The organism is Acinetobacter sp. YH12131 (assembly GCF_013418635.1).
GTDB lineage: Bacteria > Pseudomonadota > Gammaproteobacteria > Pseudomonadales > Moraxellaceae > Acinetobacter > Acinetobacter towneri.
In genome coordinates this window covers 36,331-62,262 of the sequence record NZ_VPBQ01000005.1, presented here as the reverse complement: position 1 = coordinate 62,262, position 25,932 = coordinate 36,331, and the positions used below count along the sequence as shown (strand labels likewise).

Sequence of the window (25,932 nt, the reverse complement as noted above, 5' to 3'; positions counted from 1 at the left end):
GAACAATAAGCCAATTTTAGCCCGCAGATTGCCAGACAAAAATCGTAATGATCAGTTTCAGTACAGATATGCAATGCATTTGCATCCGAATAACAGCAACTAAGTCAAGGTTAATGCTAATACTTAAAATGGCGCCAGACTTCGCCCACTGACATTGACAGATTTTTCGCTACGCACCAAATCACTGCTAAATTGACGTTTGCGCTCGCCCAATACCACTTCAATTTTGGCTTTAAAATAATGGGATTGCACACCCAATAAACTTGTAAATTCATTGCGTATCGCGCTATCGACAGCTTGAAAGCCATCTAACTCCCACAAAGCATTTACATTGCTAAAGTGCTCTAAATTGGCATTACGACGATCAAGTAGATTTTGCACAGCAACCACATCCAATTTTTCATCAAAGCTCGCCAAAACTAAAGCAGGTGCGGTATTAATATTGATAGTGGTATCTCGTTTTGGCAAGGCACTCACATAAGGTGCAATTTGCTGATACTTCGCACCTTCAAAACCACGGACTTGTTTTAATTCTTCCGCACTATGAAACAAGCTATTGGGCGGTAAATAAGGAATTGGCAAACCTTGGTAATAACTCGACTCTGCACCCATAGCACCACTCGGTTCATCATCTGCATCTTGCCAATCAATCACAGCTTCACTTAATTGCGCAGGTAGCCCAACACGCTGCAATAATTTTTCAAAATATTTTTTTGCTTTTTCGTTTACTTGATCTTCGGTTGTCAGCAAACTATTTAAATTAAATTTCCCTGACTCATCTTGCAGCACGCCCGATACATAACCATCTTCGACTGGAAATGGCGGCATCGGTTTTGCCCAGTTCTCTTGTAAGTGATCAACTTGGCCTGCATTTTCAGCATCATCTTGCAGTAATTCTGCAAAAAATACTTCAGCACTTTTGGCATATAACAATGCCTGATTTTGACGCATCAAATAGGCGGTATTTTCACTGGTGTACATTTGCCGCTTGGCAATGGTCGCTGCCAAAATCGTAGCTAAGGCAACCAACATCAAAATCGTAATCAAGGCGATGCCTTGTTGTGATTTGATGATGCTACCTAAGCGCTGAGTCGATTTTGAATACATTGCCACTGTGCCTTTAATTGTCTTTCTTCTTTAAAAAATCAGTCTGCAATAAGCTAAATATCCATTCGTATTGCACGTCACGCACGGTTAAATTTATTTTTATTCCTTTCGGGAGTAGCCTTAATTGTTCAGTTTGCTGCGAATCGACACTGCTTTCAGGCCAACTGCTCAATTCATTTGGATTCAAAACCATAATCTCAAAGGCTTCGACTTCATCCAACATCACGCTCGACTCAGGCTGATCATTGCCCGTTTGATGCAAATTACGATATTTTAAACGATACAATTTTTTTTCATCGGCACGATATTGATATTCAACACGCTCATGGGGTGAAATACTCTGCTGCAAAGGATCGGTCACCCCTGTTTTACTGAAATTAAAACGTCCATTTTGTAAAACCAAAGCAGGTTGTTGCTGCCCTTTGACATTGGCCGTTAATGGAACAGCCTGCATCGTGTCACGTAATATTTGTTGATAGCTTTCTTGCAACTGTTCTAGATTGGCTTCATGCATCGCATTGCGATCTTTGACTTTGGCGAGATAATCAAATACTTTCCAACCCAAAGCAGACAGCACTGCAAAAATTGCAATAGCGACTAGCAACTCAACTAAAGTGAAGCCTTTCTTTGTACTCATGATTGCTGCTCACGGGCATTAAAAAACACCAAAGAAGTCACTCCTGCTTCAACTTGTCCTGTGTCTTGATTATATAAACTGATTTGAAGATCGACACGTTGCACATTCGGACTAATGGTTGGCTGTGTGGACTTGTCAATTTGCCATGTTTCGCCCTGTTGTGTCACTTGCTTTGACTCTGTTCCACTTAACCATTGCCGATTCATTTCCATCAATGCCACTTCATTCAAAGCCACAAATTGTGCTTTGGTTCTTAAAATTGCATTGGCGGTGGATTGGGTATATTGCATCGCCACTTTGGTCATTGCCATAGCTGCTGTTGCAAAAATTGCCAAAGCCACCATAACTTCAAGTAGTGTAAATCCTTTAGCTTTCATGGATTTTTCCTAAATGATCGACCTCTATTTCCGCACCTACAGGACGCTGTTCTAAATAGAACTGAATACGCACAGGTTTGGCTTCACCATTGCCCAGCCAAATCAGTGCGGGTGCATTACCTTGCAGCAACTCACTATTGTTAGCATTCGGATAGCTTTGTTCTAAAGATAAAATTTGGATAGAAACTTGTTCAGGCAACGTTCTGCTTTTAAATTCGCCATAGTTTTGCCATTTTTGATTATTTTGCAGGGTTAATTGTTGTTCTGAAGCATAAGGCTGATATTCCAGTACATCATATCGCGCAGGTGAAACATCGGTTGCTTGATGCAAATTGAGTGCAAAAATACGCGCTTGATCATTGGCTTCACGATTCAGTTTACGCAAATCCAATAAAAACACTTCCCGCGCCTGCATGGCTTTACGCTGATCAACACCACCGATATTCATTAAAACCAGCGATGCCATAATCGCCATAATGACTATCACCACCATCAATTCAATGAGCGTAAAACCGCGAACCGAAGATAGTGGTGTGTTCATAGCGTATTAATTCAATTGCTCGAAAGATTGTGCTTGTTTGGGCATCGCCAACGCTTGATCGATATAGGCCACACGTAAAGTATCCCGGGAACCTAAATAACGCTGATAGAAACTTGAGTTTAAAATGGCTGCCGCACCATGCGTAAGTGCCCAAATTGAAGCCAGATAATCACGCACTTCCATGTGACTATTAATAGATTCCAAATATTGTTCAGTCATACGGATAATGATGCGTAATCGGCTTTTACGAACCTGATATAGTTCACTAAACAACAAGCCAATGCCAACACCCGTTGTAGAAAGGCGTTCTTCAATTTGATGAAAAAGCACAGTACGTTCAGGATGATGTAAGTGATGCAGCATAAAAAATGCTAGATGTTCAGGAAACTGTTTTTCCGCATCTTTAATCATTTCTAGCAACATGCGCTCATTACGAATAATAAGCAACATATATAGTTCATCTTTACTTTGAAAGTGTTTATATAGAGTACCTTTGGCCAAATCCAGTTCTGCTGCCAAAGCATCAAGGGTCATTCCTGCTTCACCATTTTCCAAAAGCAACTGCTCTGCCACTTGGAAAATTAACGTTTCTCTTGCTCGAAACTGAGCCTGACGATCCATCTTCACCCGATAAACTCTCTTTTCACTATTCAATCAATGGAAATTTTTAATATCACCAGAACATTAAATTTTTGCATCATTCCACTATGCAAATTAATGTCCTTTGAGCAGGTTTTCAAAGTTTTGTGTTGTTATGAAAGCCATTTCCTCTAAGGACTTATCATATACATCACTTAGGGTTTTGGCTACATACGGAACGTATTTTGGCTCATTTGTCTTACCGCGATATGGCACAGGTGCCAAATATGGACTATCAGTTTCAATTAAGACACGGTCTAAAGGTACTTGCTTAGCCACATCACGTAAATCTTGTGCATTTTTAAAGGAAACAATGCCTGAAAACGACACATAATAACCGCAATCTAACACCGCTTTGGCGGTTGCCCAGTCTTCAGTAAAGCAATGTAATACACCATGTGTCGATTTTTCTGCACGGATAATATCTACCGTATCTTGCTTAGCAGCACGGGTATGTACCACCACAGGTTTTTTTACAGCTTGTGACGCATGAATATGCCGTGCAAAACAGGCTTTTTGCTCTGCGACAAAATCGGTACTGTGAAAATAATCTAGACCTGTTTCGCCCAAAGCCCAGACTTTGTCTGCTTGTGCCAAAGCAATCAGTTGCTCGGTGGTGGCGCGTGCCATATTTTCAGCGTTTTCACAAGGATGCACACCCACGCTATAACCGACATCGGCATGACGTGCTGCAATTTTTGACAATGCAATATGATCGTCTAAATCGACAGAGATACCCATAATTTTAGACACCCCCGCTAGGCGTGCCTGAGCAATTGCTGCATCTAAGTCACCATCATAAAGGCTTAAATCCAGCATCGTTAAATGACAATGTGTATCTACAAACACGATTTTTTCCTAAAAGCAAACAACCTACATAGTGTAACTGTTACGGTTGTCAGACTTAAGCCCCGCAAGGATTCTTTCGGCTTCAGATTTGTAATAAACGCCTTTTTCACCGCTCAGTTGAATGCCAAAGCCCTGCAATTTGATGCCGTTTTGCTTTTGCGAAATCCAGATGACTTTTCCTGTAAGTGGAATTTTTTGTGATTGTTCAGGCAAAGTTGCAAGCACGAAGATTTCTTCACCCATTTTTACAGGTTGTTTTGAGGGTACAAATAAGCCACCGCCAACAACGTATGGCATATAACTTAAATATAGCGTTTCGACATCAGGAATATTGGCCTGAATAATACCGCCCATACGTGGTTGCATCATGTTCCCCTTAAATATTCATTAACTTAACACATAATTGATCAAGCACCAGATTACTTTGCACGTTTTGCTCAAGCATTGGCTTGGCTTGCTGTAATTCTGCATATAAACCAAACAGACTTTCTAAGTCATATTGTTCAGCCAAATGCTGCAAAGCGGTGCTTAAATCCAAATTTTTAATGCTTTGATTTAGCTTGACACAAATTAAATCACACAACAAGTATTCAAACATCTGACTAAAATCAGTAAAGCTCAGCGCCTTGTTCCACTTGGTTGCGATTGCCATCGGCATATTTTTTTGCGTCACCAGTTTATACCAGTCTTTCAGAAAATCTGTACGCTGTTCCAGCCATTCTGCCTGTGCCAACTGCAAAGCCTGCAATGGCATTTGATTAGACAAATTCATCAACAATTGCTGTTTGTTCGCATCTAAATCGGGCAAATGCTGCTGCAAATATGCCGTAGCCTGTGCAGCATCAATACGGTCTAAAGCAAAATGCTGCAAACGGCTACGAATGGTTGCAGGTAATTTAAGATAATGATCTGCCAGCAAAATAATCACGATGCGATCACCCGGTTCTTCGAGGGTTTTCAGCAACGCATTGGAAGATGCAATATTTAAGGCTTCAGCAGGTTCAATCACAATCACCCGCCAGCCATCTACCGTTTGCTGGACAAAAGGTAATAAATCACGGATCTTCTCGATCTTAATTTTCGCGTTTTGCTTTTTATTCTCTTCATCGGTGCTGATATAGACATAATTCGGATGTGTATCTGATTTTAACCACTGACAACTGCTACATTCACCACAAGGCTGTGACTGCACATCACGCTGTTGGCATAAAATCCAAACCACAAATTGCTGTGCAAAGGCTTCTTTACCACAACCCTGTTTGCCAAAAAACAATAAACCATGCCCCATTTTGGGAAATCGCCCTGTCAGGTTTTCCCAAACTTGTTGCTGCCAAGGATATACTTGTCCAATTACATCACGTTGCATGGTCGGTGATTCACTTACTCAAAATGGGCAATATCCATTGCATTTAAACGGTCTAAGTCTGCTTGGGTATCTACACCCGGTGGTAAATTGGCTTCTGCAACTGCAATGGCAATACGATGTCCATTTTCCAAGACACGCAATTGCTCTAGGCTTTCCAGCTTTTCCAATGTTCCCATTTCCCAAGTCACATATTCTTGCAGCAATTCCACACGGTACGCATACAAACCTAAATGGCGATACGCATGTGCATGCAATTGTGGTGTCGCTGCTTTCGCACCATCACGGTCATAAGGAATCGTGGCACGGCTAAAATACAAAGCCTGATTGTGTTTAGACATGACCACTTTAACAATGCTGTCGCGAGTAAATTCATCTAGTTGCTGAATCGGCTCACATAGCGTAGACATCGAGCATTCAGGTTGAGCTTCTAACAACTGCGCCACTTGTTGCACCAATTGCGCAGGCAAAAGTGGCTCATCGCCCTGCACATTGACGATAATATCGTTTTTATCCCAACCTTTAATGCGCGCCACTTCACTTAAACGATCTGTACCTGATGGATGGTCTGCCGAAGTCAGCACTACATCTACACCTTCGGCACGGCATAATTCTGCAATACGAGCATCATCGGTCGCCACACACAAGTCATCAAAACCTGCCACTTTTTTTGCCTGATCAACCACACGTAAAATCATGGCACGACCATGAATTTCCAGTAAAGGTTTGCCTGGCAGGCGTGAACTAGCATAACGTGCAGGGATAACAATGTGCTTCATAATTTTCCTTATCATGGTCTTTCAGGCAGGTTTAAACCCAATTGTTTCAATTGTTGATGTAAGGTGACATAGCAGGCCGATGACAATACTGCATCTACAGGTACAACCCAAATTTCACGCTGAAAATCTGGATATTGTTTTAACAGAGGCAATAACTTTACTGCATCTTTTTCTGTGGTAATAATCGGTTGCGAATCTTCAAACTGCAAATCGGTAATTTCATAGTCATGGTGGTCTGGAAACTCATGGCATTGAAATTGGGTCACACCCATCGACTCTAAAGTTTTATAAAACCGCTCAGGAAAGCCAATGCCCACGACAGCATAAAAATTTTGGGTCGGATCAAAAATTAATTCTTGTGCGGGATGCAATAAGTATGGCGCTGCAACGGCCAAATGCATATTTAATTCAGAACTCGGTTGCGCTGCATGTTCAATCACCGTGGCATGCTCTAATCGAGATTTTGGTTCACGCAAATAACCTTCGGGCAATATTTTCTCGTTACCCAAACCACGATTATTATCTAAAACAATCCATTCCAATTGACGGTTTAAAGCCAAATGCTGCAAACCATCATCACTAATAATTAAATCCAATTCATGCTGTGCAAGTAACAATTCAATACTTTTTTGACGATTTGGCCCCACAGCCATCGGTACGCCTGTAGATTGCACAATCAAAGTCGGTTCATCGCCCACTACGTCAACATTAGCGTCAATGCTGACATAGGCTGGAAATGGGCCTTTTCCGCCATAACCACGGCTAATCACGCCAACACGAACATCTAAACTTTGTAGATATTTGACCAAGTGAATCAGCAAAGGGGTTTTGCCGCTGCCACCCACAGTAATATTGCCAATCACCATCACAGGTACGGGCGCAGTATAAGCGGTTTTAATACCTGAGCGATATAAATTTTGATTGAGCAAACTCACACCACGGTACAATAAAGACAAGGGCCTAAGCACAACTAGCCATTTGGCCTGTTGCTGCCAAGCGTCCTGAATAAATTGTGCCAAAGACATGAATTAATGTTCCTCGAAGTTACGCTGATGCAACTGAAAGTACGCGCCTTTTTGCGCCATGAGTTCCTGATGAGTACCTTGTTCTAAAATACGTCCCTGATCCATCACTACAATACGGTCAGCATTTTCGATGGTAGATAAACGGTGTGCAATGACAATGGTGGTACGGTCTTGCATAGCCGCATCAAATGCACGCTGAATAAAGTATTCAGATTCATTGTCTAAAGCACTGGTGGCTTCATCTAAAATTAAAATTGGTGCATTTTTTAAGATTGCACGTGCAATGGCAATACGTTGTCGCTGACCACCAGACAAATTCAAGCCTTGCGCACCTAATGCTGTGTCGTAGCCTTGCGGTAAAGCCATAATAAAGTCATGTGCATAAGCCGCTTTGGCTGCAGCAATCACTGCTTCATCACTCGCACCTTCAAGCTGACCATAGGCAATATTTTCACGCACCGTACGGTTAAACAATACCACTTGCTGATTGACCATAGCAATTTGTGAACGCAGGCTATTCAGCTCAATGTCACGAATATCCTGCTGATCAAACAAAATTTGCCCTGAAGATACTTCCTGAAAACGTACCAACAGATTGACCAATGAGGTTTTACCCGCACCTGAACGCCCAACTAAAGCCACAGTTTCACCTGCTTTGACATCCAGATTAAAATCATGAATGGCATGATGCCCATCGGAATACACCAAATTCACATTCTTAAATTGCAAATTACCTTTTAAGTCTGGTGTAAGCGTCCCGTGATTATCTTCTTCAGGCATATCGAGCAATTCAAAAACCGAATGCGCTGCTGCCAAACCGCGTTGTAATTTTTCATTAATATCGGTAAGGGCTTTAATTGGTTTGCTCAACATACCTGCGGCAGTAATGTAGGCTACAAACTCGCCTGCTGAAATATCACGTAGAATTTCTGGGCGTAAGGCAATCCAGATAATAATTGCCAAAGCAATGGACATAATGAACTGCACCACAGGGCTGTTCAATTGCTGCACTGCCACCATCTTTAAACCACGACGCAGGTTTTCTAAAGAGTTTTCTTTAAATCGGCTTTGTTCATAGGTCTGACCACCAAAACCTTTGACGACCAAATTACCATTCACCGTTTCTTGCACCACGTGGTTTACATCCCCCATGGTGTCTTGTACTTGAATAGATAAACGACGCATGCGTTTTGCAGCTTTACGAATCAGCAAGCCAATTAATGGGCCAAATACCAAAATACAGAGGGTCAAACGCCAGTTGGTATACAGCAAATAGCCGAGCAAGCCGAGTGTAATCAAACCCTGTTGTACCAATGTACGCAGCGATTCTGTAGATGCAGCGGTCAACTGCTCTACGTTATACATAATTTTGGCAGTAATGTGCCCACTGGTATTATCTAAGTAATACTGTGCAGGTAAACGCAGCAATTTAGCAAAGACTTCCTGACGGATATTGAATACCAAATTACGTGAAATCACTGCGGTATAGTAACCGCCAATAAAAGTTCCCAAACCACGGAAAAACATCAGTGCAATGACTAATAGCGGAAATAGTGTGGTGAAAGATTGGTCACGCTCCTGAATGGCATTAATAATTTTTTCCAAGAGTTTTGCCACAGATACTTCTGTGGCTGCATTAATGGCGAAACCGATAATCACCAAGATTGCCAAGCCCCAAAATGGGAGCAAATATCTCAGAAGACGGCGATAGACCTGTAAATCCTTCTTCACTAATAACCTCGAGTTGGGACTTTCGTACTGATATTGATGTTGACGAAACCAAGTTGTCCTGCGACATCCATCACTCGAATCACATCTTGATGAGTGGCTTTGGCATCTGCAGCAATGATAAACATTAAATCACGTCGATCTTGAGAAATTTGTTTAATTGCTGTGCTTAAATCTGCCACTTCCTTAGTCGAAAGTGCCTGACCATTGACAGAATAATGCCCTGAAGAATCTACCACGACTTCAATTTTATGTTCATAAGATTTTGGTGGTACGCCTTGCGCATCTGGCAAAGTTAAATTCATACGGCTAAATTGGTTAAATGTGGTCGAAAGCAACAAAAACACCAAGATGAACAGTAAACAGTCAATCATTGGAGTCAGGTTAATATGAATATCTTCAACTTGCGAGCGTTTGAATTTCATAAACTCACCTTAGCTTACTTTTTTCACATCTTGCACATCCGCATCAAGCTGATGAGGTTGACTCTGATGAAATAATCCTGCGTGAAACAAAGTCGCTTGCTGCTCTAACTCAGCAGTATATTCTTGCACCAAACGCTGAAAATAACGATAGGCAAATAAGGCTGGAATTGCAATTAACATACCTGCAGCAGTGGTAATTAAGGCTTTAGAAATCCCTGGAATCATTAAGGTTGGATTACTTGCACCCACATCAATCACTAAAAATGATTCAATAATCCCAAGCACTGTACCCAATAAACCCAATAATGGCGCAACTGCACTGAGCGTACCCAAGAAGTTGATATTTTTTTCTAAATAACCAATTTCTTGTGAAGCTGTCGCTTCCATTTGTGCACGCGCATAGTGTTCTGATTGTTGTTTGTTACGCGCACCCGCCTCAAAAATACGGCCTAATGTACTGTTTTTTAAGTTGGCACTTTGATTCAGTTGTTGCAACACAGTCGCTAAACTTTGCCCGCGGTTGAGCAACAACGCATTGGGCAAAATACCTGCTCTCTTTAAACGCATAAAACGCTCAATGGTAATTGCAACGGTAAATACCGAGCACAATACCAACGGCAGCATCAGCCAGCCACCTGCTTTTACCAATTCCCACATTCGCTTTTCCCCAATAAAATACGAATTAAAATTAATCGGACAGGCAAATATTTAAAATACCATCCAGCTCTTCCAGAGAGTGATAACTGATGGTCAATTTGCCCTTACCTTGCTTGTTATAATCAATTTTAACATCTGCACTAAAACGCTCAGAAAGACGTTGCGTGAGTTGTTGAATATCAGGCGCAATAGCCGTTTTCGGCTTTTCTTGTTTTGGCGCATTAAAGTCACGTACCAACTGTTCGGTTTGACGTACCGATAAATTCTTTTCAATTACATGCTGCGCGACTTTGAGCTGATCTTTAGCTTTCAAAGTTAAAATAGCACGTGCATGACCCATATCTAGCAAGCCTTGCTGCATCAACTCTTTAACAGGCTCAGCCAAAGTGAGTAAACGCAATAAATTACTGACCGTGGTACGTGCTTTACCTACTGTTTCGGCAATTTCTTGATGACTCAAGCCAAACTCATCGTGAAAGCGTTGCAGCGCCATTGCCTGATCAATCGGATTAAGATCTTGGCGCTGAATGTTTTCAATTAATGCCAAAGCAATCGCGACCTGATCGGTCAAATCACGCACAATTGCTGGAATTTCAGTTAAACCAGCCAACTGTGCAGCACGCCAGCGACGTTCACCTGCAATAATTTCATAAGGATGTAGTTCGTCATCAATAGGACGAATCACAATTGGCTGCATTACACCATGTTTTTCAATAGATGCCGCCAGTTCCTGCAAATCTTGTTCTTGAATAAAACGACGCGGTTGATATTCACCACGTTTTAATAAATTGACATCAATTTGTTTGAGCTGACCATGATCTAAAGATTGCACTTCAAGTTGTAATTTTTCTTTCTGGATTGACCCCAATAAGGCATCCAAACCACGACCTTTGGCTAATCCGCGTTTTTTTGTGGTCATGCTTTACTTCCTTTTTTCACTTTGCTTTTTTTCAACATTTCAGCTGCTAAATTCAGGTAGGCAACTGCACCCTTCGAGCTTTTTTCAAAATAAATGACGGGTAAACCGTGTGCAGGTGCTTCTGCCAAGCGTACATTACGCGGAATCACGGTATCGTATAATTTTTTACCAAAATAGTGCGATAATTCTTCAGACACGTCACGGGTTAAGGCATTGCGCGCATCATACATGGTGCGTAATACACCAATAATTTCTAAATCAGGATTGAGTGCTTGTTGAATACGGTCAATGGTTTGCGTCAGGTCAGCCAAACCTTCAAGTGCATAATATTCGCACTGCATTGGAATGATTACACTTTGCACTGCTGCTAAAGCGTTTACTGTAATTAAGCTTAAACTTGGTGCACAGTCGACAATAATATAATCAAAGTCTTTGGCAACTTCTTGCAAGGCATTGCGCAAAATAAACTCACGCCCCTCTTGCTCAGCAATCACCAATTCAACCCCAGCCAAATCACGATTGGCACCCAAAACTTTATAACCAACTTCTGCCTTGCTAATTGCAGTTTCAATCGGCACTTCGCCCAACAATACATCGGTCACTGAATACAGCAAATCATTTTTTTGAATGCCTGAACCCATGGTGGCATTGCCTTGTGAGTCCATATCGACCAATAAAATGCGCTTTTTCAAAACAGCCAAAGATGCTGCCAAATTTACTGCGGTTGTGGTTTTTCCGACACCACCTTTTTGGTTCGCAATCGCAATAATTTGTGCCATGATCACCCCAGTCCTTTGAAAATTAGATACGTTTTAATAAAAGTAAATGACGTTGTTCGTCTAAGCGCGGAACTTTAAGCTCGATAATTTCACAGCTGAATTCATCTTTCAATGCCTCTACTTCATCGGCAGGAATCAAACCTTTCATAGATGCAATAATACTTTGCTCATGCATAAATGGTTTTGACGCGGCTACAAAGTCAGTTAAAGATGCAAAAGCACGACTGGTAATTACATCAAACTGACCTAACTCGCGGATGCTGTCTTCATTTTCAACACGGGTCTGAACTGCCACGACGTTTTTCAGTTTTAAATCGGCAATAAACTGTTTTAAGAAACGAATCTTTTTACCATTCGAGTCCAATAACACGCAATCGCGCTGAGGCTGACACAAGGCAATAATCATGCCCGGCATACCACCGCCAGTACCAATATCCAGTAAACGACCTGCAGGCAAATCTTTGAGGATGCTCAGACTGTCTAGCAAATGCTTCACTAGCATTTCTTTCGGGTCACGAATTGCAGTGAGGTTGTACGCTTTGTTCCATAGCACCAAAGCATCTTGGTATTTGAGTAATAAATTTAAAGCCTCATCACTGAGCTCTAAACCTAAAGCCTGACTACCTTGCTTGAGTTCCTGAAAAAACGAATGCATCACAATTCACATCTCGAAAAAGTTAATGGAAGTATACCGATTTATAGTTGCAGTCATAGGGGCGAATGCTTAGTGAATATGCACTTAAGCGTACACACCCTGCTGAATTTGTTGATCTAGCGTATTTAATCGTTCAGGAGTGCCAACATCCACCCAAACACCCTGCAATTTCTGTGCAGAAATTTTTTCTTGCTGCATGGCTTGTTTCAACAATGGCGCTAGTGGACGCTTGCCCGATTCTAAACCAACAAACATTTGTGGATGCATCACCGCCACGCCACTGTAAGTCAGATTTTCACCTGACTGTGCTTGCTCAAAGGTATAAGCCTTATTTTCAGACAAGGTAAAATCACCTTGTGGATGCTGCACGGGATTTTCAACCAAAACCAAATGTGCCAAAGCATCCTGCAGTTGTACATTCAACAAAGGTGCGAAATCCATCGTGGTCCAAACATCGCCATTCACCAATATAAAAGGTTCATTGCCCAATAATGGCAACGCATTGATGATGCCACCTGCAGTTTCTAAGCCTTCGCCTTCATGCGACCACAAAATTTTCACACCAAATTGCGAACCATCACCCAAAGCATCTGCAAGTTTTTCACCCAACCATGCCGTATTGATGACAATTTCCTGCACACCCATCTTTTGTAATTTTTCGATGTGCCACACAATTAAAGGCTTACCACCGACTTCCAATAATGGCTTAGGTGTATACAACGTTAAAGGACGCATACGATTACCCATGCCTGCAGCAAGAATCATGGCTTTCATTTAGGCAACCACCTCATACTGACCATATTTGGCTGTAAATTTTGGCATTACTGTCGTGTGAATAAAGTGCATAAATGGTTGTAATTCTGGATAAGGTTTACTTTCTTCAAGTAAATACCACATTACGCGCGGTAAATCCTTGAGATAACCCGATTTACCATCACGCTCAAATAAACGCACAAAAATACCTAAAATTTTGATATGACGCTGAATCGCCATCATATCGGCATCTTTTTTAAATTGTTCAAAATCACGGTCTTGCTTAGATGCTGCCGGCAACAAGTCATAAAACATTTTAAACCAGCGATACACACGCTCAGCATTCCACTGTACATAAGCATCACGCGTAATTGAAATCAGGTCATAGGTGTCTGCACCAATCACTGCATCCTGAAAATCGATTACACCTAGCTCGGTATCATCATTAATTTTCATTAAGTTACGACTATGAAAATCGCGATGCACAATCACTTGTGGCTGAGCCAAAGCGGCATTGGCCAAAATTGCAAATGTACGTTTAATTAATGCACTTTCTTCAGCCGTTGGCTGAATCTGTAAGGCAGGCAATAACCAGTCGGTGAGTAGTTCCATTTCACTGATCAGTTTGTCATACGAGTATTCAGGGAAATGTGCGGTACCATCAATGCCTTGCAATTGAATCAGTTGTTTAAAACACTGCGCATAATAGTCATCTACAGTCTGATCATTCAGCAAGGTAGATAATAAGACATCACCAAAATCTTCAAGCAACAAAAAGCCTTGTGTCAGGTCTTTAGCTACAATTTTTGGCACGCGCACGCCATGGGCAGCAAAAAATTCATCAATCGTCACAAAAGGACCACAATCTTCTTTTTCTGGTGGTGCATCCATGAGCATAAATGTTTTATTATTCAACTTGATTCGTGCGTAACGACGAAAACTTGCATCGCCTGCTAAAAAATGAGTTTCAAATTGATCTGAACCAAGTACAGATGTTATCCATGTTTGTATCAATTGTTCGCGTTGTGTATTCATTTGCAATAAATTCTAATACAGGCTGAGTTTTTAAAGTGCTAAGTGTAGCTACTTCTGCGCTTTTTCTCTATGATGCGACAATAATTAATTGCGATTAAGCATTCTTGGTTGATGAGATAAATGAAGCATCAGTTTAAATTTAATCCTTTAGCGACTGCGGTCTTAACTCTGTTATGTGGTCACTCTGTTTCCAGCTATGCGCAGACCACAGATCAGACTTCATCTGTCACAAATCTCAATAACCAGCAGCTTAAACACACCATTCAGGAAGCTTATCCTGGGCAGCAGTTCTTTGAGCAATATTATGTTGATAAAGCAACGCCCGAAGCGCAACAACAATTTGGTAACACAGCCAGCTCGGCTTATTGCAAAGGTGCTTGGCTGACGCCTATCAGCTCAAGCACCGTTGCCGTAGATGCTGCAGAAGCGACCTCTACCGTTACTGCCGATTATGGTCACTATGACCCAAATGGCGATTCCGTCTTGGAAGGCAATGTCCTGATTGACCAGCAAGGCCGTCAAATTCGCGCCGATAAAATTACCATTGATCAAACCCAAACCTTTGCCAAAGCCGAAGGTCGTGTACAAATGGCACAAGCTGGTTTACTTGCGCAAAGTGATGAAATTAACTACAACCTTAAAACTCAGCAAGGCGATTTAAATAACAGTTTTTATATTGCTGAAGAACAGCATGCGCATGGCATGGCAGAAAAAATTGCACGTACCTCAACCAATACCATGGTACTCAATAACGCCACCTACAGCACCTGCCCACCCGAGCAAGCGCCAACCTGGAAAATTCAAGCCAATGAAATTAAGCTGAATCAGGAAACGGGACGCGGTGAAACACGCGGCACCAAATTGTATGTGAAAAATGTACCAGTTTTAGCTGTACCCTACTTCAATTTCCCAATTGATGACCGCCGTACCACAGGTATTTTGACGCCTAGTTTTGGCTTTACCAATGATGGTGGTGTCGAGCTGTCTGTGCCTGTGTATTTAAACCTTGCACCGAATTTTGATGCAACCGTTAGCCCGCGTTATATTGCCGATCGTGGCGCGATGCTAGAAGGTGAATTCCGTTATTTAACTGAAAATTTTGGTTCAGGTAAAATTTGGGGCGGTTATTTAGCATCGGATGCCAAATATGATGACCAAGACCGTAAAGACTTACATTTTTTACACGGCTGGCAAATCAACGAACAATTTTCAACCAACTTAGAATATAACTATGCATCGGACAAAGACTACTTTGCCGATTTAAATAACAACCCGAACTCTAAAACCGACCTAAATTTACGTCGTGCTTGGGAGTTGAATTATCGTAACGGCATACCGGGTTTAAAAGCACAGCTCAAAGTTGAAGATTTCCAAACCCTGGATAAGACGATTCCATCTGTGGATCGCCCTTATGCACGCCTACCACAATTTTTATTGAACTATAAAACGGGCAATCCTCAAGGCTTCCAAGTCGAATTTAATAACGACACAGCTTACTTCAAAAAAGATCTAGCTGCGCAAGATGGGGAACCAAGTGGTACGCGTATTTATAATGACTTTGCAGTGCGTTACAACTACCGTAACCCGTGGTCATTTGTGATTCCAGAAGTATCGTTACGCAACATCAACACCTTCTATGACAAAGACACTCGGAATCAATATAACTCATCTAGTGAGAGTGAATCCGTCACTGTGCCACAATTTACATTGGACACAGGGATTACCTTTGAAAAAGATGGCCGATTCCTACAAACGATTACACCACGTGCATTCTATGCCTATGCACCGTATAAAAATCAAAATGATCACCCTAACTTTGATTCTGCAACAGCATCAATCAATTATGATCAATTATTCAGTCCAAACCGTTTCTATGGACATGACCGTTTAGAAGATAATAATTTCCTATCTTTAGGCCTAAGCTACAGTCTGTTTGATGAAATTGGTTTAGAGCGCGTTAAGGCAGGCATTGGTCAAAGTTTCTATTTTGAAGACCGCCGTGTCACACTAGAAAATACCAGCGATGATTTTGACACGCAAAGCCGTACAGGGCCAATTGTCAGCCTCACCAGCCAATTAAGCCAAAATCTCAGCATCAGTGCCAATGCTGCTTGGATGTCTAATGGCGACAATGCTCAGCGTAATGTAAATCTGCTTTACGCTGGCGATCAGGGTAACTTATATAACTTTGGCTATATTAACCGTCGTTATATTCCAAACCGCCAAGACCATTATGATCAAGTGGTTGCATCATTCATTCAACCCATTCACAAGAACTGGCGTATTTTAGGTCACGCACAATATGACTTAGATAACAGTGTGGCACGTGAGTATTTACTGGGTGTAAATTACGAATCATGCTGCTGGGGTATTTCAGTCTATGGTCGCTCTTACTATAACGACTTGGATGATGTGACGGATGCGGGCGTTAAACCCAAACGTGCCATTATGGCAGAGTTAAATTTAAAAGGTTTAGGCAGTTTCAATAATAAACTTGCATCTTTACTTGAAAACCGTATTTTAGGTTTTAATAAAATTAATCAATCTTGGACACAACGTTAATGAAAACAGAACAGTTAAAACGATTTTTAAAAGCATCAACCTTAGCACTTTGCATGACAGCAGCGCTGCCTGCATTTGCTGCGAATGATCAAATTGTGGCTGTAGTTGACAATAGTGTCATTTTAAAAAGTGATTTAGCGCAAAGCGTGGTTGAACTCAAACAACAACTTGAGATGCAAAAGCGCCCTGTTCCACCACAACACATTTTAGAACAACAAGCTTTAGAACAACTGATTGTACGCCAAGCGCAATTAGAGCAAGTCAAACGCTACAACATTAAAGCTGATGAAAAATCTTTAAATGAAGCAGTTTTAAAAGTTGCACAGCAAAATGGCGCAAACAGCCTAGAAACTTTTCAGCAAAAATTAGATAAATCTGCACCAGGCAGTTATGCGTTTTTACGTAACCGTATTGCTGAAGATTTGGCAATGAATCGCTTACGTCAGCAAGTCGTAATGTCACGTATTCAAATTAGCGACCAAGATGTTGATAATTTCCTGAAAACACCACAAGGTCAGGCTGCCTTAGGCAATCAAGTACATATTTTGCATGTGCGTGTTTCTGGAGCAGAAAATGCCGCACAAGTTGCGCAACAAGTCAAAGCTGAATTGGCGCAGAACAATGACATTCAAGCCATTAGTAAAAAATATACAGGCAATGGTGTAACCGTTCAGTCTGCAGACATGGGTTTACGTAACTTGACCGATATTCCCGCGGAACTTGCTGCACGTATTACGCCATTAGATGTGGGGCAAACCAGTGAACTGATTGAAGTCCGTGATGGTATTCATGTCGTAAAATTACTGGAGCGCAAAAGTACTGAGCAACGTGCACTAGTTCCACAATATCAAACTCGACATATCTTGATTCAGCCAAGTGAAGTCGTAAGCCCTGAAAATGCGAAACACATGATTGACAGTATTCACAACCGTTTAAAAGCGGGTGAAGACTTTGCAACCTTAGCAGCGACGTTCTCTAATGACGCTGGCTCTGCACGTGATGGCGGCAGTCTAGGCTGGGTGAATCCTGGCGTGATGGTGCCAGAATTTGAAAATCAAATGAAAAATACTGCAAAAGGTGAAATTAGCGCACCATTCCAAACCCAGTTTGGTTGGCATGTACTGCAAGTGACCGATACACGCCAGCAAGATATGACTCGTGAATACCAAGAACGTATGGCACGTCAAATACTAGGTGAACGCCAGTTTGATACTGAATTGGATAGCTGGTTACGTGAAACACGTAACAATGCTTTTGTAGAAATTAAAGACCCAAGCTTAGACCGCAAGAAAAACTAAGCTTAAGTTTTCTGCTATTTCCAAAATTAAAACCAGTGTAGCAACACTGGTTTTTTATGCTTTTTTACCATATGCACTTCATCTTAGCCACTACCAAAATACGACTTTGATAAAAAAACCATAGACATAAAAAAACCTCTCATTTCGAGAGGTTTTTTAAGAAGATCAATTAACGGTTGTTATCGTCTTCTGAAGATTCTTCAAATTTAGAATCGTTGTCAAAACCGCCAGTTGCTTGACCGCCACCGAAGCCACCTTGACCACCGAAGCCACCTTGACCACCGAAGCCGCCGCCTTGACCACCGAAACCACCGCCTTGACCACCAAAGCCACCTTGACTACCGAAACCGCCACCTTGACCACCAAAGCCACCACCTTGACCACCGAAGCCGCCTTGACCACCAAAGCCACCACCTTGACCACCGAAGCCACCGCCTTGACCGCCAAAGCCAGCGCCTTGACCACCAGCAGGTGCACCAGCAGGACGTGGATTACGTGCAGGAACAACTGTAGAAATTGCATGTTTGTAAACCATTTGGCTTACCGTATTTTTTAATAAAACAACATACTGGTCAAAAGATTCAATATGGCCTTGTAGCTTAATACCGTTCACAAGGAAGATAGAAACAGGAATACGTTCTTTACGGAGAGAATTCAAGAACGGATCTTGTAAAGTTTGACCTTTAGACATGTTATAACTCCAAAAATAATTAAAAATCAGCGCAAAAACTATCTCTATTTTTCAATTAAAAATTATAAAAAAGACAGTAGGTAAATTTTGCTTTATCCGTAACAGTTTCGCAAGTCTTCTTGAGCCTGCTTTATCGTAAAATATGTGTGAAATTTATGCGATTCTTGCAACGATCTGAGCCAAGTATATTGACGTTTCGCGAGTTGTCGTGTCGCGAATAGCGCCTTATCCTCCATTTCCTGCATTTTTTCGCGACTTTCATCACCGTTTTGCAAAAACTCTAAAGCTTGACGATAGCCAACTGAACGCATAGAGGGTAAATTAGCATCTAAATCGTAATTTTCAATAAGATGTCGCACCTCATTCAAAAAACCCATTTCCCACATAATCTCTAAGCGTTTTTGAATACGCTGATGTAATTCTACCCGATCAGGCATCAAGACGTGGTTATGAAAAGTGTAACGATATGGTACATTTTTGGGTTGTTCCGCCTGAAGCTGGGTAATTGGCGTTCCTGTTAATTTATAAACTTCTAGTGCACGAATAATACGTTGTTTATCTGATACCTTAAATTTTTCACCCGCCAGTGCATCTACTGCACACAACTCTGCATAGACCGCTTCCCAACCTTCGCGTGCAGCTTTATCTTCAATTTCTGCACGGACGTCGTAATTGGCACTGGGTAAATTGGAAGATAGTCCTTCAAGCAAAGCTTTAAAATACAGCATGGTTCCACCCACTAAAATTGGGGTTTTGCCACGCGCGTGCATATCATCAATTAAGGCACAAGCATCTTCCACAAACTGTGCAGCAGAATAAACTTCAAGCGGGCTGATAATATCAATCAAATGATGCGGATAACGCGCCTGTTCCGCTTTAGTTGGTTTGGCTGTACCAATATCCATATCTCGATAAACTAGCGCAGAATCGACTGAAATCAGCTCAAAATGCCCCATTTCATACAGCTCACATGCCAAAGCAGTTTTACCGCTTGCAGTTGGTCCCATTAAATTGATGACCGGCAATTGATTTGACATGTAACGCTACTCTCCTCGAGCAAAAAGTTTATCTAGTTGTGCCAATGGAAAGGCACGCCAAGTCGGGCGACCATGATTACATTGGCTAGCAAATTCGGTTTGTTCCATTTGACGCAATAAGGCATTCATTTCAGAAAGACTTAACATCCGATGTGCACGTACTGCACTATGACATGCCATTCCCGCCAAAATATGATCACGCTTTTGCAGTAACGCCTGCGCTTCATCATTTGGGTCTAAATCATCAAGTAATTCAGGAATTAATTCGGCAAAATCTGCCTTATGCAAAATCGCGGGCACACCGCGCACAATGACCTGTTCATCGCCATATTGGTCTATTTCCAAGCCCAGTCGTGCCAATTGTTCTTTTAAATCATCCACCCGCATGGCTTGCATGCGGCTAATGCTGATAACTTTGGGGATCAGCAATTGCTGCGAAGTCCAAAACTCAGGTTTATCCCAAGCGGCTTTCATCTGTTGCAACACAATTCGTTCATGGGCGGCATGCATATCTACAATAATCAAGCCTTCACTGTTTTGCGCCAGAATGTAAATACCATGCAATTGCGCAATTGCAATGCCGAGCGGATGCTCATCCACCGCAGGTGTTGTGTTTGTTTGCGTAAGATTGGCTGAGTCTTGATCTAGATCACGTAAAGGCGCGAGATAGCTTTTTAAAGCATTGTTGAGCTGTTGCGAACCTTGATAATTACTCTGCACAGGTCGGTTATATTGAACTGTCTGCGGCTGACTCTGATTAAAATCGGTAAGTAACTCACTTCCCGCTTGTGAAGCGGGCTGCATCGTGTACGCATCTACTGCATCGTCAGCGGAATTGTAAGGATTTGCCTCGGCATGTTTGTGCAGTAAAAATTGTTCCTGATAACGCGGTTGCACCACATAAGGCGCAGCTTGTTCGATAGGATCGGCTTTCATGGCTGTAGCTAAATCTGCAGTTGCAGTTTGAAATTGCGCTAAGGTTTCTTTGGCGTAATGTCTTACAAACTCATGAACTTCTCGCTGATTTAAAAAGCGAATTTCATGCTTGGTCGGATGCACATTGACATCAATATTTTCAGGTTCTACTTCTAAAAATAGCAAATATGCAGCATGTTGATGTCCATGCAAAATACCTTCGTATGCCATACGCAAAGCATGGGAGATGGTCTTGTCTTTTACAATACGTCCATTCACATACACATACTGTAAATCGGCTTGTGAACGTGCATCGGAAGGATGCCCCAACCAACCCGATAAGCGCATGGTGACACTATCAGCATCAATCCAATAGGCATTTTCGACAAAGTTTCGTCCTAAAAGTTGCTGCACGCGCTGAAAACGCAATTCGCCACTGTCTGCAATGGGTAAATTCAGTTTAATGCTGTCGTTGTGTTCCAAAACAAAACGAATATCAAAATGTGTCAGCGCCAAACGACGGACAATTTCTTCAATATGTCCAAATTCTGTACCTGCTTTTTTCAGGAACTTACGTCGTGCAGGCACATTAAAAAATAAATCCTGCACCCGAATATGTGTGCCTTTTTGTGCAGCAACGGCCTGAATATCTTGATGGTCAAAGGCAGTGCCATTGACTTCAACCTGATAACCAACACCATCTTCAGTTTGGCTGCTGACCAAAGTCAAACGCGATACTGCTGCAATTGATGCCAGTGCTTCACCACGAAAGCCTAAACTGACAATAGCATGTAAATCATCAGCCGTTTGAATTTTACTGGTCGCGTGACGAGTCACCGCCAAAGGCAAATCTTCAGCATGAATGCCACGACCATTATCAATAATTTCAATGAGTGTACTGCCGCCTTGTGCCACCCGAATAATTAGCTCGGTTGCACCTGCATCAATGGAGTTTTCTAGTAGTTCTTTGACCACAGAGGCAGGACGTTCAATCACCTCACCTGCAGCAATTTGGTTGGCTAAGGCAGGTTCAAGCGTGTGGATCCGACGTAGATTTAACACATCATTAGGCATGATTAAATTGTTGCTCCAAAGCTTGTTGTAATGCAACCGAAGACGAACTTAGCGTTGCAGTACGGCTTAATTCATCTTCCGATTTTTTAATTTCAATGATCAGGTCTGCGGGCGGAATTTCATCGCCACCTTTTGATGGCCATTCAAATAAAAACAAGGCATTTGGGGTTTCTAAATAATCACGAATGCCCATCAGCTCTAATTCATAAGGATCATTTAAACGATATAAATCAAAATGAAAAATATCTTGTCCTTGTATTTGATAAGGTTCCACCAAGGTGTAAGTCGGGCTTTTAACCGCGCCCTGATGCCCCAAATGCTGTAGAAAATAACGCGATAAAGTGGTTTTTCCTGCGCCTAAATCACCAATTAAATAAATCACACCCGACCGAAAATGCGTTGCCAAAACCTGCGCCAGATTTTGGGTATCTTGCTCATTATTTAAAGCCAAATTAAATGAATACTGCATAACGCTCACGACATGATTCAAAAGACCAATTATGATAGCATCGCACTGCTTTAAAGCCTATGTACTGATGGATAAAACTGTGTAAATGTGGACAATTTATAACAAGTTTAGACAAGGCAATGAATCAAGATTATTAAGCTTAGCACCCAAACTGCTTAGGCTATTTTCAATATGATGAAAAAGAAACTCTCCCACCTGAATATGAGCAATTTGCAGATGAAGTCGACTCATCCCAACACCTTTGTTCCACCCATGCTAGATGGTGTGAGCGCCAGCAAATTGCATTTACCCAAATTAAGCACACAGCCTGAATCAATTTTTCGTTATTTATGTGCCCAGTTTGCCCATATTTCTGCACAGGAATGGCTGCAACGCTTTGAGGATGGTCTGGTTTATGATGCCGAAGGCAAGCGTTTAGATTTAGATACACCTTATAGCGCACATCAGGATATTTTTTATTATCGTTTTTTAGCGCATGAAGTTGCCGTGCCTTTTCAGCATCAAGTTTTATTTGAAAATGAACACTTATTGGTTGTAGATAAACCACATTTTTTGACCATGAGCCCTACAGGGCAATATGTACAAGAAACCCTATTAGTACGCTTAAAAAAACAAACACAGAATGAGCAGCTCACACCTATTCATCGTTTAGACCGCGAAACTGCGGGTGTGGTGCTGTTTTCCAAACAACCAGAAACTCGGGCGGTGTATCAGCAATTATTTGCAGAACGTCAGGTGCAAAAAACCTACCATGCCATTGCGCCTTATCAAGCTAATTTGTCACTACCATGTACTGTGCAATTACGCATGGAAAAAGATGAACCTTTTTATTTGATGCACGTCGTGGCAGGCACACCTAACAGCGAAACAGAAATTCGTTTGCTTGAACATAATCAAACATGGGCAAAATATGAATTAAAGCCTACAACAGGCAAGCAGCACCAACTGCGTGTGCATTTAAATAGCTTAGGTATTGCGATTAAGAACGACCCGTTTTATCCCATTTTACAGCACAAACAAGCAGATGATTTTTCTGCACCGCTACAATTGCTTGCCAAGCATTTAAGTTTTTTTGACCCGATTAGCCAGCAACAATTCCACTTTAGCGCACAGCAAGAATTGACATTGTAATATGTTTGTCATTACAAAATAGTGGATTTTCGTTGTAGTCATATTGAAATTACAAATGAATTGTTTACAATATTGCTAAAATTTAAATCTACTTCCTTCTATTAAAAATTATGAGAAAAACTGAAGTCTATCAAGTACGCTTGGACTCTCAAGAGAAAAAACAAGCCTTTGCTGTGTTTAAACAGTTGGGGATTACGCCTGCGCAAGCGGTACGTTTGTTTTTTAAGCAAGTCGTGCTGACTAAATCAATTCCCTTTTCAATTGAAAATCAGAATATTAATCTGGAACAATTGATTAAGTTACGCAAATTAAAACAAGAGCAAAAAGCAACGCTAGTGGATGCAACCCCAAGCAATGAAGCATCTGTAACTGGCAATAATAGTGTTGAAGATTTTGAACTGGATGATGAACATCTAGACTTGTTTGATGAACTCAATGCAATTTTGGGTGAAACTGACAAAAATTAACAGTGTTGCATTTTTAAACAATTCTTTAAAAATTTACTTTAAAAACTTAGCTATGCTTCATGCAAGGACAATAAAAAAGCATGGAGTATCGTAATGATTGTAAGACGTGCCACTTTAGAAGACTTAGACCAGCTTGCTGTATTGTTCGATGAGTATCGTCAGTTTTATGGTGCATCCTCGAATTTAAGCCTTTCAGCAGCATTCTTAAAACAGCGTTTTGAAAATCAGGAAAGTGTGATTTTCATTCATATCAAAGATCAAAAAATCACTGGATTTGTATTACTTTATTTAGGCTTTTCTTCGGTTGCCTGCTCGACCTACTATATTTTAGATGACGTTTATGTCACCCCTGTTTTTAGACGACAAGGTTCGGCCAAACAGCTCATTGATACTGCAATTTTATTTGCACGACATGAAAATGCGCTACGGATTAGCCTTGAAACACAGAAAAGTAATTACCAATCCCACCAATTGTATGAAAAGATGGGTTTTGTCAAAGATGATGAATTTCAAACCTATCACTGCTTTTTAAAATAGTCATCTGATCTGACGATTGCAGAGTTAGACAATGGATTTAAATTTAACCTAGCCCAAGCCATTGCTCATAAACTATTGATGAAAGCTCAGCTAAACTCATGTTATTCCATACGGCTTTTTGCCAACTCGACATGTTCAGGGCTTAAATACATCCATTCACCCACATCTAAAGCCAAATCAGTCAAGTTTAATGCACCAACTTGCTGACGATGTAATTGTTCTACTTTATTGCCCACTGCTGCCAGCATACGTTTAACTTGGTGATAAACACCTTGATGAATGGTCATCTGCAATTCATGTTCAGCAAGCTGTTGTACCTCTGTTGCAGCAAATGTCCCTGATTCATTGCGCAATGCGACACCCTGCTCAAGTTGCTGGATTTGTGTTGCATTAATCGGGTCTGCGGTGTGCATAGCATACACTTTTGCCACATGCTTTTTAGGATGGGTCAATGCTTGTAAAAACTGTCCATCATCCGTCAGCAATAACAGCCCTGTGGTGTCCTGATCTAAGCGTCCAACACACTGCAAACCACGATTCAGCAATACATCATCAAACAAGTCAAACACACTAAAATGATGGGTCGCCTGATGCGAACACTCATAGCCTTGTGGTTTATGTAAGGCGATATAGACCTTTTCACGATATTGATAATTTTCCCCATACACCGAAAATTGCAAAACCGTTTCAGGCGCAATTTTTATCGCGAATTTAGGATTGGTCTGGGTTTCGCCCATAATGGTGACTGCACCATTTTTAATGAGTTGTTGGCAATGTTTACGTGATCCAAAGCCTTGTGATTGCAACATTTTTTCCAACAACATGATGAGCGACCTAATGATAAAAAGTATAAATATATTTGCTGCTATTCTAAACCAAATACACCGTAAATTCTGAACACATTGCGTACCTTGCCCGCTTGTAGTTCAAAACAGTTACAATAACTGCACTTTTCCAATTTATTTCCCCTTTTATGGATCACCATGCTCTCTCAATTAGACCTTAACCTGATGGTGCTGATCGTTCTACTCGCATGCGGTATTTTTAGCCAAAATACGGCTGTGACCATTGCCGCAGCAGTACTGATTATTTTTAGAATTACGCCGCTAAGTGAATTTTTCCCACTATTGCAGCAGCATGGCTTAAATCTGGGCATTATCATTCTCACCATTGGCGTACTGACACCCATTGCCAGTGGCAAACTTCCAGGCGAAGCAATTCTAAAATCTTTCCTGAGTTGGAAATCTTTACTTGCGATTGCAATTGGTGTTTTTGTGGCATGGTTAGGCGGGCGTGGTGTCAAGCTCATGACCAATCAGCCTGATGTGGTCGCAGGCTTATTGATTGGTACAGTCGCAGGTGTTGCTGTGCTACGTGGCGTGCCTGTGGGACCACTGATTGCAGCAGGAATTCTCACCTTGTTTATTGGCTATTCTTAACATAGATTTAGGGACGCTTGGTTTAGATGGTTTTGCTTGAATTC

The 25,932-nt window shown here is 41.5% G+C and carries 29 protein-coding genes; 6 read left to right on the top strand and 23 right to left on the bottom strand.

Going from position 1 to position 25,932, the window contains the following annotated elements:
• Positions 1–123: 123 nt before the first annotated feature.
• From gspK to FTU66_RS05530, 18 genes are all read right to left on the bottom strand, one after another.
• Complete coding sequence (gene gspK, locus FTU66_RS05615) at positions 124–1,107, bottom strand: type II secretion system minor pseudopilin GspK (protein WP_171501107.1); 984 nt, start codon at positions 1,105–1,107, stop codon at positions 124–126.
• A gap of 13 nt (positions 1,108–1,120) precedes the next feature.
• Positions 1,121–1,744 (bottom strand): type II secretion system minor pseudopilin GspJ, encoded by a 624-nt coding sequence (gene gspJ, locus FTU66_RS05610; RefSeq protein ID WP_131261480.1) that lies wholly within the window; start codon positions 1,742–1,744, stop codon positions 1,121–1,123.
• A complete protein-coding gene (gene gspI / locus FTU66_RS05605) occupies positions 1,741–2,121 on the bottom strand; it encodes a type II secretion system minor pseudopilin GspI (RefSeq protein ID WP_004976793.1) in 381 nt (126 codons plus the stop codon). Before gspI ends, gspJ begins: the two co-directional genes overlap by 4 nt.
• A complete protein-coding gene (locus FTU66_RS05600; RefSeq protein WP_131261481.1) occupies positions 2,111–2,662 on the bottom strand; it encodes a prepilin-type N-terminal cleavage/methylation domain-containing protein in 552 nt (183 codons plus the stop codon). The genes gspI and FTU66_RS05600 overlap by 11 nt, the downstream gene beginning before the upstream one ends.
• Positions 2,663–2,668: 6 nt before the next feature.
• Positions 2,669–3,283: a TetR/AcrR family transcriptional regulator gene (locus FTU66_RS05595; RefSeq protein ID WP_004976797.1), complete on the bottom strand. Its 615-nt coding sequence runs from the start codon at positions 3,281–3,283 to the stop codon at positions 2,669–2,671.
• 93 nt (positions 3,284–3,376) lie between these two features.
• Positions 3,377–4,150, bottom strand: coding sequence for a TatD family hydrolase (locus tag FTU66_RS05590; protein ID WP_180112454.1), 774 nt, complete (start codon positions 4,148–4,150; stop codon positions 3,377–3,379).
• A 24-nt stretch (positions 4,151–4,174) separates the two neighbouring features.
• The gene (locus FTU66_RS05585; protein WP_026438361.1) at positions 4,175–4,516 is read right to left on the bottom strand and encodes a PilZ domain-containing protein; all 342 of its coding nucleotides are present in this window, start codon (positions 4,514–4,516) and stop codon (positions 4,175–4,177) included.
• A gap of 10 nt (positions 4,517–4,526) precedes the next feature.
• Positions 4,527–5,516: a DNA polymerase III subunit delta' C-terminal domain-containing protein gene (locus FTU66_RS05580; RefSeq protein ID WP_180112453.1), complete on the bottom strand. Its 990-nt coding sequence runs from the start codon at positions 5,514–5,516 to the stop codon at positions 4,527–4,529.
• Positions 5,517–5,530: 14 nt separating this feature from the next.
• The gene (kdsB, locus tag FTU66_RS05575; RefSeq protein ID WP_004976805.1) at positions 5,531–6,292 is read right to left on the bottom strand and encodes a 3-deoxy-manno-octulosonate cytidylyltransferase; all 762 of its coding nucleotides are present in this window, start codon (positions 6,290–6,292) and stop codon (positions 5,531–5,533) included.
• Between the two features lie 11 nt (positions 6,293–6,303).
• Positions 6,304–7,317 (bottom strand): tetraacyldisaccharide 4'-kinase, encoded by a 1,014-nt coding sequence (lpxK, locus tag FTU66_RS05570; protein WP_131261483.1) that lies wholly within the window; start codon positions 7,315–7,317, stop codon positions 6,304–6,306.
• 3 nt (positions 7,318–7,320) lie between these two features.
• Complete coding sequence (gene msbA, locus FTU66_RS05565; RefSeq protein WP_178318410.1) at positions 7,321–9,048, bottom strand: lipid A export permease/ATP-binding protein MsbA; 1,728 nt, start codon at positions 9,046–9,048, stop codon at positions 7,321–7,323.
• A complete protein-coding gene (locus tag FTU66_RS05560; protein ID WP_004976812.1) occupies positions 9,048–9,470 on the bottom strand; it encodes a biopolymer transporter ExbD in 423 nt (140 codons plus the stop codon). The genes msbA and FTU66_RS05560 overlap by 1 nt, the downstream gene beginning before the upstream one ends.
• Positions 9,471–9,479: 9 nt before the next feature.
• Complete coding sequence (locus tag FTU66_RS05555; RefSeq protein ID WP_004976814.1) at positions 9,480–10,127, bottom strand: MotA/TolQ/ExbB proton channel family protein; 648 nt, start codon at positions 10,125–10,127, stop codon at positions 9,480–9,482.
• Positions 10,128–10,158: 31 nt separating this feature from the next.
• On the bottom strand, positions 10,159–11,046 hold the full coding sequence (locus FTU66_RS05550) for a ParB/RepB/Spo0J family partition protein (RefSeq protein WP_131261484.1): 888 nt from the start codon (positions 11,044–11,046) through the stop codon (positions 10,159–10,161).
• The gene (locus tag FTU66_RS05545; RefSeq protein ID WP_096901175.1) at positions 11,043–11,825 is read right to left on the bottom strand and encodes a ParA family protein; all 783 of its coding nucleotides are present in this window, start codon (positions 11,823–11,825) and stop codon (positions 11,043–11,045) included. Before FTU66_RS05545 ends, FTU66_RS05550 begins: the two co-directional genes overlap by 4 nt.
• 22 nt (positions 11,826–11,847) lie before the next feature.
• The gene (gene rsmG, locus FTU66_RS05540) at positions 11,848–12,480 is read right to left on the bottom strand and encodes a 16S rRNA (guanine(527)-N(7))-methyltransferase RsmG (protein ID WP_180112452.1); all 633 of its coding nucleotides are present in this window, start codon (positions 12,478–12,480) and stop codon (positions 11,848–11,850) included.
• A gap of 84 nt (positions 12,481–12,564) precedes the next feature.
• Positions 12,565–13,254, bottom strand: a complete 690-nt coding sequence (gene murU, locus FTU66_RS05535; RefSeq protein WP_180112451.1) for an N-acetylmuramate alpha-1-phosphate uridylyltransferase MurU — start codon at positions 13,252–13,254, stop codon at positions 12,565–12,567.
• Entirely contained in the window at positions 13,255–14,268 is a 1,014-nt protein-coding gene (locus FTU66_RS05530) for an aminoglycoside phosphotransferase family protein (protein ID WP_154320802.1), read from the bottom strand.
• A gap of 120 nt (positions 14,269–14,388) precedes the next feature.
• Between FTU66_RS05530 and FTU66_RS05525 the strand changes: the two genes are divergently transcribed.
• Complete coding sequence (locus FTU66_RS05525) at positions 14,389–16,830, top strand: LPS-assembly protein LptD (protein WP_180112450.1); 2,442 nt, start codon at positions 14,389–14,391, stop codon at positions 16,828–16,830.
• Positions 16,830–18,128, top strand: coding sequence for a peptidylprolyl isomerase (locus tag FTU66_RS05520; RefSeq protein ID WP_104851883.1), 1,299 nt, complete (start codon positions 16,830–16,832; stop codon positions 18,126–18,128). Before FTU66_RS05525 ends, FTU66_RS05520 begins: the two co-directional genes overlap by 1 nt.
• Before the next feature lie 169 nt (positions 18,129–18,297).
• On the opposite strand, the gene hfq is transcribed toward FTU66_RS05520, so the two are convergent.
• The 4 genes from hfq to tsaE all read right to left on the bottom strand — a co-directional run bounded on the left by hfq (position 18,298) and on the right by tsaE (position 22,314).
• Entirely contained in the window at positions 18,298–18,819 is a 522-nt protein-coding gene (gene hfq, locus FTU66_RS05515) for an RNA chaperone Hfq (protein WP_104851882.1), read from the bottom strand.
• Positions 18,820–18,911: 92 nt separating this feature from the next.
• Positions 18,912–19,856 (bottom strand): tRNA (adenosine(37)-N6)-dimethylallyltransferase MiaA, encoded by a 945-nt coding sequence (gene miaA, locus FTU66_RS05510; protein ID WP_180112449.1) that lies wholly within the window; start codon positions 19,854–19,856, stop codon positions 18,912–18,914.
• Between the two features lie 6 nt (positions 19,857–19,862).
• Positions 19,863–21,845, bottom strand: coding sequence for a DNA mismatch repair endonuclease MutL (gene mutL / locus FTU66_RS05505; protein WP_154320806.1), 1,983 nt, complete (start codon positions 21,843–21,845; stop codon positions 19,863–19,865).
• Positions 21,838–22,314 carry a tRNA (adenosine(37)-N6)-threonylcarbamoyltransferase complex ATPase subunit type 1 TsaE gene (gene tsaE / locus FTU66_RS05500; RefSeq protein ID WP_096901184.1) on the bottom strand — a complete coding sequence of 159 codons (477 nt, stop codon included), beginning with the start codon at positions 22,312–22,314 and terminating at the stop codon, positions 21,838–21,840. The genes mutL and tsaE overlap by 8 nt, the downstream gene beginning before the upstream one ends.
• Before the next feature lie 216 nt (positions 22,315–22,530).
• Between tsaE and FTU66_RS05495 the strand changes: the two genes are divergently transcribed.
• From FTU66_RS05495 to FTU66_RS05485, 3 genes are all read left to right on the top strand, one after another.
• Positions 22,531–23,445: a pseudouridine synthase gene (locus FTU66_RS05495; RefSeq protein WP_180112448.1), complete on the top strand. Its 915-nt coding sequence runs from the start codon at positions 22,531–22,533 to the stop codon at positions 23,443–23,445.
• A gap of 110 nt (positions 23,446–23,555) precedes the next feature.
• Entirely contained in the window at positions 23,556–23,912 is a 357-nt protein-coding gene (locus FTU66_RS05490; protein WP_004976848.1) for a type II toxin-antitoxin system RelB/DinJ family antitoxin, read from the top strand.
• A 93-nt stretch (positions 23,913–24,005) separates the two neighbouring features.
• The gene (locus FTU66_RS05485) at positions 24,006–24,449 is read left to right on the top strand and encodes a GNAT family N-acetyltransferase (protein ID WP_004976850.1); all 444 of its coding nucleotides are present in this window, start codon (positions 24,006–24,008) and stop codon (positions 24,447–24,449) included.
• Between the two features lie 101 nt (positions 24,450–24,550).
• Here the strand turns inward: FTU66_RS05485 and FTU66_RS05480 are convergent, their stop codons facing one another.
• Positions 24,551–25,273, bottom strand: coding sequence for a pseudouridine synthase (locus FTU66_RS05480; protein ID WP_131261624.1), 723 nt, complete (start codon positions 25,271–25,273; stop codon positions 24,551–24,553).
• 159 nt (positions 25,274–25,432) lie between these two features.
• Between FTU66_RS05480 and FTU66_RS05475 the strand changes: the two genes are divergently transcribed.
• Positions 25,433–25,888 carry a DUF441 domain-containing protein gene (locus FTU66_RS05475; RefSeq protein ID WP_179995309.1) on the top strand — a complete coding sequence of 152 codons (456 nt, stop codon included), beginning with the start codon at positions 25,433–25,435 and terminating at the stop codon, positions 25,886–25,888.
• Positions 25,889–25,932: the final 44 nt, after the last annotated feature.